Raw genomic sequence first — 14,947 nt, 5'->3', positions numbered from 1 at the left:
CACAAAGACATCCTCCTAGTTATCGTATGCGTTTTCATATCTTTCTTCATTGTTCATTCAGACATTTTGTGGTCGATTCGGCCATCCCTACAACTGATATGCTCCCCTTTACCGTACAATAATGGGGCGGAGCCGCTATGACAACGGGACGGACATATGGATGGGTAAAAAAGTACGATGCAAGTGGTGAGGATGCTTTGCGCGACGGCAGAGGACGCGCGAAGGCACCTGAAGAGTTAACCGAGGTTGATCAGCAAAAGCTCGCCATGAAGAAACTAGAGCACGAAAATGAGCGTTTACGACAGTTGGAGAGGATTCAATCCGTCATCGTAGGAAGAAAAAGAAGTGGCTAACGGATGTCACTGAATTGAAGTACGGCAACGGTCAGAAAGCAGCGATCGGGGGTGAGAAGTAGTATTTACATAAATACCAAACTTTTGAGCAGTTGAAGAACGCCATTGATGATTAAATTCACTTTTACAATTACGAGCGACTTCAGAAAAAAATAGACGGCCTCAGTCCCATTGAATTTAGGGCTAAGGCCGCTTTGTAGATCTTTATTTTTTGTATTGTCTACTTGACGGGGGGCAGTTCACAACCATATCGAACGCTAAACTTCTTGATTTTCATTTTTCAACCCACGATGACGATATTTACCTGGCGAACAACCCACATAACGTACAAATAATCGACTAAAGAAGGCCTGGTCATCATAACCTAGCAATCCTGCAATCGTAATGATTTTTTCATCTGTCTCAATTAGTAAACTTTTTGCTTTATCGATCCGAATCCGATGTAACGTCTCAATGATACTATGATTCGTTTCTAATTTGAAAATCCGATGCAATTGCCGTACACTTATTTTAAATAACTTTGCCAATTGTTCAGCACCTATTCGCTGCTCGTAGTTTCGTTCCAGATAGCCAGAAATCCGTTTCACCAATAAAGAATGCTTATTTGTTTCCATCATCTGTCTGCCATTTAGTTGCGCATGATAGATTCGACTTAAGAGAATTAACAGCTCAATCATCTTGATTCGCAAAATAACTTCAAATCCTGGATCACGATAATGGTTCTCCTGAAGCATTGCCTCTAGTAAGGTAAGTACAACGTCCGCATTGCGCCCTTTTAAGTTAAGACGATGATGAAACCGTTCCTCATGATCCAAAAACGGATGAACAAAAAAGTAATCCATTGTCTGGGTAATGCCCATCTCCTGCAGTAGTGTGTCATGGATCAGGCTTGACCAGAATAAGCAGTTTATGACTTCGAGCTTCCCGCCTTCCTCCACGATATACCCGTGTGACTCACCAGGATTAATGATGAACACATCGCCCGTTTCTACCTCATAAGCCGTACCCTCAAACTTATGATGTCCACGACCACTTGTCACGTACACAAGCTCTATAAAATCATGAATATGTGTAAAAGTTACACCCTCTTCATGGATGTAGCGATGAATCCAAAATGGAAATTCTGCGTTCATGAAATTTTTGCTTTCGAGTTGCTTCATAGACACCCACCTCTTATGTCTTCCCTAGTTGTTCGTTTTCAAACTGTCAAACTGATCGAGCACATAGAGGCAGTTCATCACCTTCTCCTGTAAATCTTGTTTTGTATAAAAATAGTGATTGGATGCCTCGAAGCCGATGCGCGAATCTTGCTTAACAAGGGTATACAACGCCTTCGCATTTTCTAATTCTTTTTGGACGATATCGATAAGGGCGCTTCGAAGCTTATCTTTCTTTTCCCCGTCTTTTGCGGCAAGATAGCGATTCCTATTTTTCACGAATAAAATTTGCATATAAGTGCTGTAGAAATGCAGGTAAGCGGCGCTAGCAATCCGGTGCAGATCATCGAAATCCGCTTCGGTGCTGGCTGTAATATGCTTCCGTGCCCTATCGAGCAGCTTCAGTCCTTTTTCCCAACCGCTTGAAAGCTTTTTATACTGATTGGCAAACACCGTTTCCGAATATTGCGCGCGCCACCGATCAAGATCATCATAAGGAATGCCTACCATCGTAGCTTTATAGTAAGTAGGCTCCATATAAAGCAAATTCGCCGGCCCCATATTTTGAGGTGCCAAATAAAGCACCGCGACATCAAACGGGAATTGCCGGAACGCTTCACTGAAAGCAAGCGTTGCCTGCGTGATCATCTTTCCTGCAGCAGTCCCAAATTGATCCTCGAGCAATTCATGGATGCCTCTCGCATTGCTTCCGTCCGCTGACCAATAATGCTCCGCAGCAAGTCTCTACGTCAAGGATGGATAACCGCCCAGCGTCCAGCTAAGCATTAGTCCGCTTACCCCCGATGCATTCAACCGCTGCAGATGCTCCTCAATCAATTGAAATACGGGCAAGTAAGGAACAGCCGACAACTCCCATGAATTATTGAATTGCACCTTTGCCGCCGTTTTTAATCCGTTATCCTTTGCCATTTGCCAGATGCGCGCTGTTTTTTCGCTCGGACCGACAACGGAAATGGAATAATCGATCACTTTGCCTGGAGTATTGCCAATGTTCGTTTCTTTCTCATCTTCGCTTACGGAGAGAATGGTAACATTGCTTGGCAACTGCTTAATCGCCGATAAGATTTCATTATCGTCCCAGCCCAAAGATCCGGTCCATGCCCATGTGTAGCAAAGCACCCGGGCAGCAGGGGCTTCCTTGGCAACGGCATCGGCTACCAAATTGACGACTTCTGCGATAACGGCACTCGGACTGCGCTTGCTGCAGCGAGGACAATTCGTCTTGCCGCCGGGAGCCCTAGAGTAGCAATTCGTCAAGTTCTCGGACATCGTTATAGCGAATATGCCGCCAAGTCCGGGAACCTCTCTGAATAAGGCAGATACGGATTCGCTCAGAATGGATTGAACCTCCGGTACGGATGTACAAAGCGCGGCATAGCCTTCCTCCTCCTGCCCTTTCCAATCCGGTTTATCCTTGAAATAGGAAAGCGGCATGGAGCGCGGTTCATTGAAATACAGATAAACGCGAATACCGTACTTCGACGCTTTTTTTACCAACTTTCTTAGTCCTTCTATCCTTTGTTCCCAATTGACCGACAGCTCCGGAGCAGCGTGCCAAGGAACGAGCTGATAAAGAACGCTTTGCATCCAAATGCCATTAACGCCTACTTCCGATAATCGCTCCAACTGCTCATCCGGGTAAGGATCCAACTCCGTCTCGAGCAGCGGATCACCATATACCGCGCTATAGGAATAAATATAGCGAAGATCGAACTTGTTAGTCCGTTCATATTGTCCCTTCTCAAGATAAGGCAGCTCCGACTTTTTCATCGTTTGCTCGACCCACTGCAGCCCGCGCAAAATACCTTCTTCATCGGACGCTTGAATGACAATTTCTTCGGCAGAAACGGTTATCGTATGGCTTTCTTTCGCTAATTGAGAGCCAGAATCAACCTTAAAACGAAGAATCGGTTTATCTATATACGATGATGACGAAGCGAGGGCATTAAACAAATCAGGCGAAGCTGGCGTTCTATCATAATCAGATGATGCTGCTACAGACCACTCCACTCCCCAAAGCTTTGCATGCTTGTCGGCAAATCGCCGAGCATAGTCATTCAAATTGCCCTCGCCCTTGTTCTCATCTTGGAAGGTCTGAATCGTCCAAGGCACATCCAGCCTGGCTTCGCTTGCCAGCGGCCCCCTTCTTGGAGAAATCCTTGGCAAATCGGGCTGCTTGAACCGTTCCAAGAAATCGAACGGCTTCTCCTGAAAAGTAGAATCAAGCTGTTTCTGAATGGGATCGAAAGCTTCCGACACGCGCTGTTTCCACTCAAGAGTGAGCTTCTTCTCCTTTGCGCTTAAAGGCTTGTAGCGTAAAGGCGTTACACACGGCTTTAAATTGCCTAGCTTTACCCATAGAAAGTCATCCTCTTTAAGCGTGAATTCCAGCTTTTCCTCTGTCCAATCCAGTAGGACTAAGAGCTGCTCGTAGGTAAGCAAGTGCCAATTGGCCCGAATAATCGTGATGTAGCCCCTGGCGAGCCACTGCCCATCCACCTCCTGAGGTACCTTCAGTCCCATATGATCAGCAACTTCTTCGATTTGACGAGCTGTTGCTCCCAGTACAGCAGCAATGCGTTCCGTAGGCACCAGGCCGTAATTTCTCCAAATGACTGCCTGCATGCGCGTTGGAAAATGTGGAAGCGAGATCGGGATCATTTGCGGATTTGCTTCGAATTCTGGTATCATGTTTTCAGCCTACTCCCCTTATCAATAAATAATTTTCAACAAAATAACCCCCAACAAATACTTGATTTTGTTGAGGATTATTCAAAAGCTAATACAATCCGAAAAACTACCGGTCCTGGCGGAATGCTCGCCGGTAATCTTGGCGACTTTGCTCCCCCATGCGGCAACCGAATGCGTGGCCTGATCGCTTCGGAACTCATATCCCTAACTCTTCCTTATGAAAATCTGGCTGGACTCGTTAATGATCAGCGTCGGTTCCAGCACAACTTTTTCGAACACCTTGAGATCCTTTTTTTTCTCTTTCCGCATAATGATTTCGGCGGCTATTGATCCGATCTTATAGGCCGGCTGGATGACCGACGTGATTTGCGGTTTGACGAGGCCAGTATCGTCACTCGCATCGAAGCAGACGGCGGCGATGTCATGAGGCACGCTTAAACCCTTTTCCAAAATCGCTTCGATCGCGCCGTACAGAAGGTGATCGTTCGCCGCGAATATCGCCGTTGGAAGCTCATCTTGTAGAAGCCAGTCTTTCATGATGGTATAGCCGCTTTCCCGCTTGAACTCGCCTATCCCGATCCATTTGTCGAGAGCCGGAAAGCTGCTTTCTTCCAAGCATTTACGAAAGCCCTGCAAGCGCTCTACAGCCGTCGATTGATTTTGCGGACCTGTAATGATCGCCAGCTTCTCGTGGCCTTGATCGATCAGATGTTTGGCCAGATTGTAGCCGGCTTTCACATTGTCGATCGTGACAACGTCGAAATTTTCTTGCGTTTGCGGCAAATTATCGATGAACACGAAAGGAATTCCCGATTTGTTGTATTGCTCGAACAATTCAAGGTTTCCGCCGACCGTGGCGACGACCAGACCGGTTACCTGTTTCTGAAGAAGAAGCTGTACGTACTCCTCTTCCTTCTGAATATCCTCGTCACTGTTGCAAACGATAACGGAATGATCGTTTTCCCTGGCTATCTTCTCGACGCCCTTGATGACTTTTGCATAAAAGCGGTTCGACAGATCGGGTACGATAACGCCGAGGATGTTCGCGCTTTTGCGCTTAAGGCTGCGGGCGATTTCGTTCGGTTGGTAGCCTAATTCCTTAATCGCTGTCAGGATGCGTTCCCGCGTATCCTTGTTTACTCTCCCCGTATTGTTCAGCACTCTGGAGACGGTGGAAATGGAAATGTTCAAATGCTTGGCGACATCTTTAAGCTGGACTGACAAGAAAATCACTACCTTTTTGGGAAAACGTTCTCGCAAAATTCATAAAAAAAAGATACCGATGAGATGTTTTTGATCAAAACAACTGGAATACTTCTGATAGCGTTTTCATTATTTAATTAATAATAATTCCCTCTTGAATTTCGACTTGCTTTACTGTAAATTGTAATCGTTTTCTAAAAAGTAATTGCTTAGCGAGAACGGATTAGGCGATTCAAGTTGCGCAAACGTTCTCTCAATTTGAATAATACATGGTCGAGATTTTCTTTGTCAATACCATGTTTCATTAACTTTAACTAAAGTGAATCGACAACATAATCCAACCATTGAATTATGTCGCCGATTTCTTATCTATTCTTATTGTAAGCGTCAAATAACCCCCATCCCATTTGTCACGGGATGGGGGTTACTTGTGTTGCCTTTACTCTGAATTACACGGCTTTGCCTACCCATTCGTTCAGGAAAGCCGCCGTCTCCTCGAACGCGGCGTTCAACTGTTCCGTCGCTCCTTCGTACGGATGCGTCACGCCGAACGTATGGTTGGCGCCTGGTATGGACACGTACTTCTGTCCCGGAGCCAGCTCCTTCAGTCGGTCCACGAAGTCGAGCAGCCGCTGGCTGTCGGCATCTCCTTGCACGATAAGAGCAGGCTGCGTCAGACCGACAAAATGGTTCGTCACATTAAAACGTTCCGAGTTCTTCTCCTGATCCAGGGCTACGGCGCGCTGAACGGGGGTCAGATCTGGATCCGAGGAAACGTTAACGGGCGAAGCTCCGCCGTTCCATACAATAACCGCCGACACCGCTTCGGGATGCTCGCCGGCATGGATAATGCTGCTGCCGCCCGACCGGCTGTGGCCTAGAAGCGCAACCTTCCCGGCATCCGCCTCCTCTCGCAGCGGCAGTCCACCATGCTTGATTTCTCCCAGCAACGCCTCAAGATCCCTTAATTCTTGGCTTACGGTGCTCGCTTCCGCTACCTTCGTTTCGTCATGCCCCTCTTCCTTCGCCGTAATCCGGGAGAAGTCGAAGCTTACGGCGTAATAGCCGAGCCCTGCCAACCTCTCGGCGACTTCCGGCCAGAACGCCCAATCCTGAAAACCTCTGAATCCGTGGGCAATGACCACGACGGGTTTGCGGACGCCGTCCGGAGTTGCCCTAACTCGCCCTCTTACTTTCAATCCTTCATCCAATCCAATTTCGAATGTTTCAGACGCAATCGCTTGCTTCGACATTTCTCCTCGCTCCTCTACTGAAATTTAAAACAAAAAAACAGAAGTTTCGTCTTGCTGGCAAGACAACCTCCGTTTGAACGGTCAATTCTATTCAAATTATAATAATGCCAATTGAATTACTTGGTTATTTGATAATATCCTATCAGCATGCCTTTCATTTGTCAACCCGTCTCTTCCCACGTCTTTTCCCTCAGGTCTTCCCTTATAATTTGTTCTTGACCTCATCAGAATGGGAATGTATGATACCGATATATCCAAGTAATCTAATATGAATAATGTATATCGGTTTGCCAATCAACCGTTTGAGCGGAGATGCCTACAGTCGTAGCGCATCTTTTTTTATTTGCGCCTAAGCCTGTAGAGGCGTCATACACCATGCATACCCGTTATACGCACAAAGGAGGCAGAAAGAAAATTGATAGAGCTGGTTAGCGAGGAAAAATGCATTACCTGCGGGATATGCGTCAAGGTCTGTCCCACCTTCGTGTTCGATGCCGACGATAGCGGCCTTCCCGTTATCGCGCGCCAAGAGGATTGTCAGACTTGCTTCGTCTGCGAAGCCCATTGTCCCGCCGATGCGCTGTACGTTGCGCCCCACGCCGATACTCCCGTATCGGTAGACGAAGCCGAGCTTGCCGCTTCGGGAGTTCTGGGAAGCTGGCGCGCAACGATAGGATGGGGACCCGGCCGCACCAAGCTGGCGTCTATTGATTCTACCGAATTCATTAACCGCATTCTTCCGCCGCGTCCGCAGCAACGGACATATTGACCGGCTTGTTCGTTCTTGGAACGACAAAGTTGAAATTTCAATTCCCATATGAAGAGAGGGGCATTACCCATGAAAAGAAAATCAAAGACAACCGCGCTAACTATGGCGCTTATATCCGCATTTGCTTTATCGGCTTGCGGGAGCGGATCCGGCAACGCTCCGTCGTCCAATGCAGGGACAAAGGCAACGGATCAGCCGACCGAGACAAAAGCTTCGGAAGCTCCCGTTACCGAAGCCGCTCCGGAGCCCGTTACGCTCAAATTTTACGTCGGCGGCGGAACGCTGACCGATACGGAATTCAAATTATTTTTCGAAGAACCGACCAAGGAAAAATTCCCGCATATTACGCTCGAGAAGATCGTTCCCGCCGATGGCGTCAAGCCGGCCGAGGTGCTAACCTCGAACGATGTGCCAGACATTATCTATCAGACGAGCGGCTCCTACTATACGTTCCAGGAGCTTGGCGTATTCGCCGACCTCACCCCCCTTGCGGAGAAACACGGGTTCGATACCAAGCGGCTGAAGCCGGTATTGCTGGACTCCGTCCTGAATTTTTCCAAGGAGGGAGAGCTGTTCACGCTCCCCTTCTCATCCAATGTCGCCGCGCTATTTTATAACAAGGACATCTTCGACAAATTCGGCGTTGCCTATCCTCCCGATGAACAGATCACATGGGATGCCTTGCTCGACATCTCCCAGAAGCTGACGCGTTCCGATGGCGGCGTCAACTACATCGGCACCGATCTGAACAACGGCCCTGCCACTCTGCAAGGAAGCTATGGCATCTTCGCACTTGATCCGGAGAGCGACGAACCGACGCTTCAATCCAGGCAATGGCGGCGCGTGTTCGAGACCGTACAGAAGAACGTGCAGCACCCCGGGTTCGTCCAAGGCGAACAATATCAATATGACCGTGACTCCTTCATCGTCGATCAGAATCTTGCCATTCGACCAACGCTGCTGGCCAATCTGATCGGCCCTCTGGAAGAATTGCGGGCCCAAGGCAAACCGCTGAACTGGGATCTGGCTCCTATCCCTAACTTCGAGGATAATCTGGGACAAGGCAAAGTCGCCAACGTGCATTCGGTATCCATCTCCAGCGTCAGCAAGCACAAGGACGAGGCGTTCCAGGTGCTTGCCCATATTTTGTCGGACGACGTGCAGCGGATTCTGTCCCGCAACGGCCGCGTGCCCGCCATCGACAACCCGGAGCTGGAGAAGGAGTTCGGCGCCGATATCGAGGTGCTGAAAGGCAAGAAGATCGAAAATATATTCAAAACGACGCCTCCCGTTCTTGATCAACATCGTCTGGAGGGTGATGTCTCCAAACATGTGACGCAAGCGTTCGCGGATATCGCGCTCAAAGGAACCGACGTCAATACGGCGATCCGAACGGCCGAAGAAGCCATTCGCAAAGACTTGGAAACGTTAAAGATTACGAAACCTTAATGTAGAAAGGAGATGGAAGTATGAGCGAAATGGGCCGTAAATTGACCGCGGACGTTCTCGTGCTGGGAGGCGGCCCCGCGGCCGCCTGGGCGGCGTGGAGCGCCGCCTCCCAAGGCGCGAAAGTCGTACTTGCGGACAAAGGTTATTTGGGGACAAGCGGAGCGACCGCACCCGGGGGCACGAATCTGCTTTATTTGCCGCCCGATCGGGAATTGAGAGACAAAGCCGTGGAGCAGCGATACGTCGGCGGAGGTTATTTGTCCGAGCGTTCGTGGACTTATCGTGTATTGGACCAGGTATATATCAATCTGGAGCGCATTGAGCAATGGGGCTACCCGTTCGTGCGCGACGAGCATGGCGTTCCGCAGCGCGGACATCTGCAGGGTCTGGAATATATGAATTTGATGCGAAAGGTCGTTCTAAAAGCTGGAGTCAAGGTGCTCGATCAGCATCCTGCGCTCGAATTGCTAGCGGATGAACATGGGGTCGGAGGAGCCCGAGGCGTATGTCGGCCGGACGGGACCGACTGGGAAGTCAGGGCGAACGCCGTCGTCGTCGCTACCGGCGGATGCGCCTTCTTGAGCAAAGGACTCGGCTGCAACGTGCTTACGGGCGACGGATTATTGATGGCCTCCGAGCTGGGCGCGGAGCTGTCCGGCATGGAATTCAGCCGTGCCTATGCGCCAAGCGCGGCGTTCGGCACCGTCACGCGCGGACGATTGCTCGGTTGGGCGACGTATTACGACGAGGCCGGCAACGTGCTCAATTCGGACGGCAACCGCGGCCAAATTCTGCACAAGGCGGTTAGCGAAGGCCGGACGGTCTATGCCATGCTCAACAAAGCCGACACCCCGGAGAAGCAAGCCATTTTAAGAAGATCACACGCGATCTTCTTCCTTCCTTACGATCGGGTCGGCATCGACGTGTTCACGCAGAAGTTCCCGCTTACGGTCAGGGGAGAAGGAACCGTCCGCGGCACTGGAGGCATACGGCTCGTCGGAGAAGATTGTTCGACTACGGTTGCCGGCTTGTATGCAGCGGGAGACGCGGCATCGCGAGAACGGCTGATGGGCGGCATGTCCGGAGGCGGCGCTTTCAACGCCTCTTGGGCCATTTGCTCGGGCACGTGGTCCGGCGAGGCGGCAGCTGCTTACGCGGCGGCGCAGCCCGGCCACGCAGGTCAGCGCAATCTGCGGCCCGTAGGCCGATTCGGACTGCAGCCTAAGTCGGGCAGCGGCGACAGCAAAGCCTCCGCGATCTCGGACATCCAACGTCCGGATAACTCCGAGCTCCTTAAAGCGGTTCAGCACGAAGTGTCGCTCAAGATCAACTACTTCCGCCGGGAGTCGACTATTCGGGAATCGCTGCAACGTCTGAACGCCATATGGCCGATCGCCGGCAGCGCCGCCGGTTACGAGGGCTTTCAACAACGGATCCGGGCGCGAGAGATCGCGGCCATGACGGCTACCGCACGCTGGATGCACACCGCCTCCCTTCAGCGAAAGGAGACTCGGGCCATGCATACGCTTGCCGAATATCCCGAGCAAGATCCCTCGCAGCTGCACCGCATCGCCCTGTGGGGGCTGGATCACATATCCGTGCGATATGACAAAGTACCTGTCTAAACGCGAATCAAGAACTCAGTTTGTTACAAAAAAAGACGCAGGCATCATACCTGCGTCTTACGATCCCCCCTGCATCTTTTTGTCTTCCCACTCCCCCCGCTCAATCGTTACTTCGTCTTTCCCAGCGTCTCCAGGTCTTTGTTGATTTTGTCCGCCGCCGTGCGAAGCGCCGTGTTGACATCCACGCCGCGAATGGCGAGATCCGCCGCGGCTTCGCCGATGTATTTTGTAATTTTGCGTTCGTTCGCATTTTCCGCATTCAACTCGCGCGGGTCGGCCTTGAAAATATTTTCGATCGTCTTTCCTTTCAGCACTTCAATATCCGCGCCGTATTCCAGCTCGAGCTCCGGATTGTTCAGTACGGAGACGCGGCCGTTCCGGCTGACGAGCCGTTGTACTTCATCGGACAGCAACTCGTTCAAGACCTGATAAGCCTCGTCCTGATATTGGCCGCCTTTCGTTATCGCGAATCGATGCACGTTAATCTCCACGCTGGTGCCGAGCGCTTCTTCGAAGTTCGGATGCGGCGCGAAATCCCAATTAAGCGTGACTCCCTGCTGCCGAAGCTCCTCAAGCGGACCGACAAGCTGGGCAAGGTTATGGGTATAGAGCGCCAAATTCTGGTCCGCGTAAAACACGTCATCCTTGTCGTCGTGGCGGTAATCCTCCCCTTGCACGAATCCCGGAATGGCATACAGCTTTTCCAGCGTCTTAAACACCTTGGTCCATTGTTCGTCCGTCACCGCGGCTTGCCCCGTGACCGGGTCGATAATATCGAGCGACAAGCCGCTCCCGAGACGCGTGGGAGAGAGATCGATGCCTACATATTGGACTCCTCCTTCCGATCTGGTCAAGCGGCTCGCGATCCCGATAATCTCGTCCCATGTTTTCACTTCATTAATATACGGTTCGTTGAATCGATCGAAGATGTCTTTATTGACGTACAAGACGGGCAAGTTGATGGAGAACGGGAATTGATTGCCTTCGGAGGACTGATTGATCGCGCTGACGACTTCCGGCTTCAGGCGACTTTCATCGTATCCGTACTTTTCCTTTAATGGCGCGAGATCCGCGATCAGATCCTTTTCCTTCAACTCCGCGTAACCGCCGCCGAATATAAGATCGGGAATCGTCCCCGCCGTTATAAGCGGTTCAATGGGATCGCCCTCCGGAATGTCGAGAAGCTTGATCTTGATGTGAGGAAATTTTTTCTCCACCGGCTTGAAATACGTCTCGACCTCCGTGTTCGTCAAGGTGACTCCGCCGTATTTGAATATCGTCAGCTCGATTTCCTCCTGCGTGGTCTCGGTTGCTTTCTCTGTCGGCGATGCAGAGACCGGAGCGTCTTCATTCGTGCTTCCTGCGGCCGTCTTGCCGCCTGTTCCTGAAGCGCATGCCGATACGACGAACAACGTCAACACGATTAATCCAATCCATGATCTCTTAATATATATCCACCTTTTCTTATAAATATAGTTGGTTTTAATTAAATAAAAAAAGGAGACAGCGTCCCGTCAAGGTACGCTTATCTCCTCCGTTTACACGGTCGCGATCCATCTATCACTATGCAATTGCAGCATTAGCATTGCCCGTTCATTGCGTTCTGCCGATCCCGGACCTCATCCTTCTTAGAATAGGCGTCGTATCCGCTGCAGCCATCGATACCTTGCCGCCGCTGCCGAATCCGATCACGGCCCGCCAACTGCCAAGCAGACCGCGTTCGATCAAATCTTTTTCGTTCACTTCCACCTTCTCGTCGGCATGATGGGCAACATAAAGCGCGTCGGCGGGACAATGGGCTTCGCACATAAAGCAGGTCTGGCAGTCCTCCTGCCTGGCAATGACCGGCAAGCCTAGATCATCGCTGTCGAAGACGTTCGTTGGACATACTTTCACGCATAACCCGCATTGAATGCAGCGGTCCTCGCTCACCAGCTCGATCATACGGATTGCCGCTCCTTTACGATGACCGGCGGGATATGACGGCCTTGATGCCCGGGAACTTGCTCCGCACGAAACGTGATGGTATTGGTCCCGGACAATAACAACCGGTGATTCAACCGGTCGTCCAGCTCAGGGTATTCCTGCATCGTATGCATCCCCCTTGTTTCCTTTCTAAGCAGAGCGGCGGTATACATCCATCTGGCATTCGCGACCATCGCGGCGGCTTCCCGGGACTGCACGCGATTGGTCGCGGTAGGCCCGACTTGTCCTTGCACGAGCGGCCATAGTAGATTCAGCCTCTCCAAGGACGCCTTCAACACCGGCTCGCTCCGGAAGTAATTAATGCGAAGCGGAAACATCTCCCGCTGCACTCGCTCTATCACCTCGCGAACCGGAATTTCGACGGTTGCGGATGCGGTATGGGCAAGTCCATGCCTGCCTGCAGCCTGCAGATTGCGCTGTCGCGCTTCCTTGGCTTGCTCCAGCGCGTATTCCGCGGCCCCTTGGCCCGACCAGGTTCCCGACGCAATCGCCCACGAAGCGTTATAGGCGCCTCCGCCGGAGCGCGCTCCGGCCGTCTTCTCCCGCGAGGCTGCATCGCCGGCGGCGTACAGACCTTGAACCGCCGTCGAACAATCCTCGCCCGTAATCCGAATGCCTCCGGTTCCGCGAATCGTCCCCTCGTATCTCATCGCAATCGGGAACTTCTGGGTGAAAGGGTCGATCCCCGCCCGATCGAACGGGACGAACCACAGAGGCGTGGAAGCTCTCAGAATATCCCTTTTCTCTTGCGTGTCGGCCTGGGTAAGCATGGCGTACACCGGCCCCTTGTCGAGCTGCACCGCAAAAAAATGATCTCCTCGCGGACCGCCCTCATGAATGACCCGCCCCTCCTCGTCGTAGAAGGACGCGAACCCCAACAGACGGTTGCGCGTAATCGTGCCGAACGCCGCCGTGGTCGCGTACTGCCGGCTGAACTCCATGCCGGACATCTCCACGCCAAGCTCGGCTGCCATTAACTGTCCGTCGCCGGTCTGAACATTGCAGCCCAGCCCTTTGCTAAGGAAGGCGCAGCCGCCGGTCGCGATAATGACGGCGTTTGCCCGCACTTCCCAGGAACGGCCGTTCAGCCGGTTGACGCCGCGAGCTCCTCCTACACCGTGCTCGTCGGCAAGCAGCTCCAGCGCCGGGTGTTGATCCAGAATTCGAACGCCGGCTCTCCGAACAACCCTCCGCATTAACTCCATGTACTCCGGGCCTTGCATATGCGCCTTGTACAAATTGCCGTTATCGTCCAGCGGGAAGCGATACCCCCACTTCTCCACCAGCTGTATATTGATATACGCCTGCTCCATCAATCGATAGATCCATGGCCCCTCGGAGAGAAAACCGCCCGATGCAAGCCGCTCTTCCACCGCCTGCTCCCGCTTTCTCTCGTCCGGCTCCACGTACAGGAAGTTCGTGCCGCCCGGCGCCGTCGCACCGCTCGTTCCCAGATATCCCTTGTCCGCCAGAATCGTATTGGCGCCGTGCGAAGCCGCGCTCCATGCCGCCCATGCGCCTGCAGGACCTCCGCCGATAACCAGCACGTCGGCGGTTAACGTCTCTCCTTCGCGGCCGCTCACTTCCTTCTCGTTCCGCCGACCTGCGATTTTGGAACATCGAATCTGCTGCGCTCCGTCCGGTCGATCTGGACGATTTGTCCGTCATGCACCGTTATTTGCACCACGCCGTAAGCAAGTCCTTGCACTTGCTCCAATATTTTTTTCAACCACTCATCCGTCACTTCTACTGAACGTCCCATCCTCGCTCTCCCCTCTCGCATTGGAATTAATCGATTAGTCCATCCGTCTTCACCGGGAGGATGCTGTCGGCCAAGGGACGCCTTCCGTTCGGTTTCTCCTGCTCGCGAAAGGCATCGTCCAGGCTGCCCGCTTCCCCCTTGTAACCAAGCGCGATTACCGCATGCAGCGCAAGATCATCAGACGTCTGCAACGTCTCTCTGGCGATATCGTGATCAAAACCTCCGATGGCTCTGGTAGACAATCCTAGCAATCTGGCCTGAAAGGCCAGCGTAGCCCATGCCGCGCCGGCGTCAAAGGCATGCGCGCCGTTCGGATCTCCGTTGTCCCGGACCTTGACGGATGCAAGCAGCAGCAATACGGGCGCCTTTGTAGCCCACTGCCGGTTGCGCGGCTTCAGAAATTTGTCGAATGCGGCATGCTCCTCGGCCGTCCGGGCTACATAAAATCGCCAAGGCTGTACATTGCCGGAAGAAGGCGCCCAGCGGGCAGCTTCAAGCACCGTGAACAGCACCTCGTCGCTAATAGAGCGATCCTCGTACGATCGCGGAGACCAGCGGTTAAGAATAAGCGGATGTACCGGATGATCGGGCCGGCGCGCCTCGGCGACCTCGGCGTTATAGGCAAGCTCGGATAATGATGCGTAACCTTCCAATGGGTTGGCGGATATACTCATGCTT

The 14,947-nt window shown here is 52.1% G+C and carries 15 protein-coding genes; 5 read left to right on the top strand and 10 right to left on the bottom strand.

What is annotated here, in order from left to right:
* Positions 1–137: 137 nt before the first annotated feature.
* Both B1748_RS01405 and B1748_RS37890 read left to right on the top strand, forming a co-directional pair.
* Positions 138–353 (top strand): hypothetical protein, encoded by a 216-nt coding sequence (locus B1748_RS01405; protein ID WP_087566071.1) that lies wholly within the window; start codon positions 138–140, stop codon positions 351–353.
* Positions 354–469: 116 nt separating this feature from the next.
* Complete coding sequence (locus B1748_RS37890; protein WP_373271241.1) at positions 470–553, top strand: IS3 family transposase; 84 nt, start codon at positions 470–472, stop codon at positions 551–553.
* 57 nt (positions 554–610) lie between these two features.
* On the opposite strand, the gene B1748_RS01400 is transcribed toward B1748_RS37890, so the two are convergent.
* The 5 genes from B1748_RS01400 to B1748_RS01380 all read right to left on the bottom strand — a co-directional run bounded on the left by B1748_RS01400 (position 611) and on the right by B1748_RS01380 (position 6,678).
* The gene (locus B1748_RS01400; RefSeq protein WP_087566070.1) at positions 611–1,513 is read right to left on the bottom strand and encodes an AraC family transcriptional regulator; all 903 of its coding nucleotides are present in this window, start codon (positions 1,511–1,513) and stop codon (positions 611–613) included.
* A gap of 24 nt (positions 1,514–1,537) precedes the next feature.
* A complete protein-coding gene (locus tag B1748_RS01395; RefSeq protein ID WP_087566069.1) occupies positions 1,538–2,194 on the bottom strand; it encodes a hypothetical protein in 657 nt (218 codons plus the stop codon).
* Between the two features lie 60 nt (positions 2,195–2,254).
* Positions 2,255–4,222, bottom strand: coding sequence for an alpha-amylase family protein (locus B1748_RS01390; RefSeq protein ID WP_087566068.1), 1,968 nt, complete (start codon positions 4,220–4,222; stop codon positions 2,255–2,257).
* Between the two features lie 204 nt (positions 4,223–4,426).
* Positions 4,427–5,446 (bottom strand): LacI family DNA-binding transcriptional regulator, encoded by a 1,020-nt coding sequence (locus B1748_RS01385; protein ID WP_143810213.1) that lies wholly within the window; start codon positions 5,444–5,446, stop codon positions 4,427–4,429.
* Between the two features lie 428 nt (positions 5,447–5,874).
* A complete protein-coding gene (locus tag B1748_RS01380; RefSeq protein WP_087566066.1) occupies positions 5,875–6,678 on the bottom strand; it encodes an alpha/beta hydrolase family protein in 804 nt (267 codons plus the stop codon).
* A 415-nt stretch (positions 6,679–7,093) separates the two neighbouring features.
* Here B1748_RS01380 and B1748_RS01375 point away from each other — a divergent pair, with 415 nt between their 5' ends.
* The 3 genes from B1748_RS01375 (at position 7,094) to B1748_RS01365 (ending at position 10,521) form a co-directional block, all read left to right on the top strand.
* Positions 7,094–7,447, top strand: a complete 354-nt coding sequence (locus B1748_RS01375; protein ID WP_087566065.1) for a 4Fe-4S dicluster domain-containing protein — start codon at positions 7,094–7,096, stop codon at positions 7,445–7,447.
* 69 nt (positions 7,448–7,516) lie between these two features.
* Positions 7,517–8,896, top strand: coding sequence for an ABC transporter substrate-binding protein (locus B1748_RS01370; protein WP_179215309.1), 1,380 nt, complete (start codon positions 7,517–7,519; stop codon positions 8,894–8,896).
* A gap of 20 nt (positions 8,897–8,916) precedes the next feature.
* Positions 8,917–10,521: an FAD-dependent oxidoreductase gene (locus tag B1748_RS01365; RefSeq protein ID WP_087566063.1), complete on the top strand. Its 1,605-nt coding sequence runs from the start codon at positions 8,917–8,919 to the stop codon at positions 10,519–10,521.
* Positions 10,522–10,628: 107 nt separating this feature from the next.
* Here B1748_RS01365 and B1748_RS01360 read toward each other — a convergent pair whose 3' ends face one another.
* The 5 genes from B1748_RS01360 to B1748_RS01340 all read right to left on the bottom strand — a co-directional run bounded on the left by B1748_RS01360 (position 10,629) and on the right by B1748_RS01340 (position 14,943).
* A complete protein-coding gene (locus tag B1748_RS01360; RefSeq protein WP_179215308.1) occupies positions 10,629–11,942 on the bottom strand; it encodes an ABC transporter substrate-binding protein in 1,314 nt (437 codons plus the stop codon).
* A 172-nt stretch (positions 11,943–12,114) separates the two neighbouring features.
* Complete coding sequence (locus B1748_RS01355; RefSeq protein ID WP_087566061.1) at positions 12,115–12,465, bottom strand: 4Fe-4S dicluster domain-containing protein; 351 nt, start codon at positions 12,463–12,465, stop codon at positions 12,115–12,117.
* Positions 12,462–14,090, bottom strand: coding sequence for an FAD-dependent oxidoreductase (locus tag B1748_RS01350; protein ID WP_087566060.1), 1,629 nt, complete (start codon positions 14,088–14,090; stop codon positions 12,462–12,464). The genes B1748_RS01355 and B1748_RS01350 overlap by 4 nt, the downstream gene beginning before the upstream one ends.
* Positions 14,087–14,269, bottom strand: a complete 183-nt coding sequence (locus B1748_RS01345; protein ID WP_087566059.1) for a YezD family protein — start codon at positions 14,267–14,269, stop codon at positions 14,087–14,089. The genes B1748_RS01350 and B1748_RS01345 overlap by 4 nt, the downstream gene beginning before the upstream one ends.
* Positions 14,270–14,295: 26 nt before the next feature.
* Positions 14,296–14,943 (bottom strand): nitroreductase family protein, encoded by a 648-nt coding sequence (locus B1748_RS01340; protein WP_087566058.1) that lies wholly within the window; start codon positions 14,941–14,943, stop codon positions 14,296–14,298.
* Positions 14,944–14,947: the final 4 nt, after the last annotated feature.

The sequence above is a fragment of the Paenibacillus sp. MY03 genome, from assembly GCF_002165585.1.
Classification (GTDB): domain Bacteria; phylum Bacillota; class Bacilli; order Paenibacillales; family Paenibacillaceae; genus Pristimantibacillus; species Pristimantibacillus agaridevorans.
The sequence above is the reverse complement of the archived record's forward strand: the minus strand, read 5'-3'. Positions and strand labels throughout refer to the sequence as shown.

Coding starts and splice junctions, on each gene's coding strand:
- B1748_RS01370 (WP_179215309.1), top strand. CDS start 7,517: ATGAAAAGAAAATCAAAGACAACCGCGCTAACTATGGCGCTTATATCC.
- B1748_RS01380 (WP_087566066.1), bottom strand. CDS start 6,678: ATGTCGAAGCAAGCGATTGCGTCTGAAACATTCGAAATTGGATTGGAT.
- B1748_RS01345 (WP_087566059.1), bottom strand. CDS start 14,269: ATGGGACGTTCAGTAGAAGTGACGGATGAGTGGTTGAAAAAAATATTG.
- B1748_RS01390 (WP_087566068.1), bottom strand. CDS start 4,222: ATGATACCAGAATTCGAAGCAAATCCGCAAATGATCCCGATCTCGCTT.
- B1748_RS01400 (WP_087566070.1), bottom strand. CDS start 1,513: ATGAAGCAACTCGAAAGCAAAAATTTCATGAACGCAGAATTTCCATTT.
- B1748_RS01405 (WP_087566071.1), top strand. CDS start 138: ATGACAACGGGACGGACATATGGATGGGTAAAAAAGTACGATGCAAGT.
- B1748_RS01365 (WP_087566063.1), top strand. CDS start 8,917: ATGAGCGAAATGGGCCGTAAATTGACCGCGGACGTTCTCGTGCTGGGA.
- B1748_RS01340 (WP_087566058.1), bottom strand. CDS start 14,943: ATGAGTATATCCGCCAACCCATTGGAAGGTTACGCATCATTATCCGAG.
- B1748_RS01355 (WP_087566061.1), bottom strand. CDS start 12,465: ATGATCGAGCTGGTGAGCGAGGACCGCTGCATTCAATGCGGGTTATGC.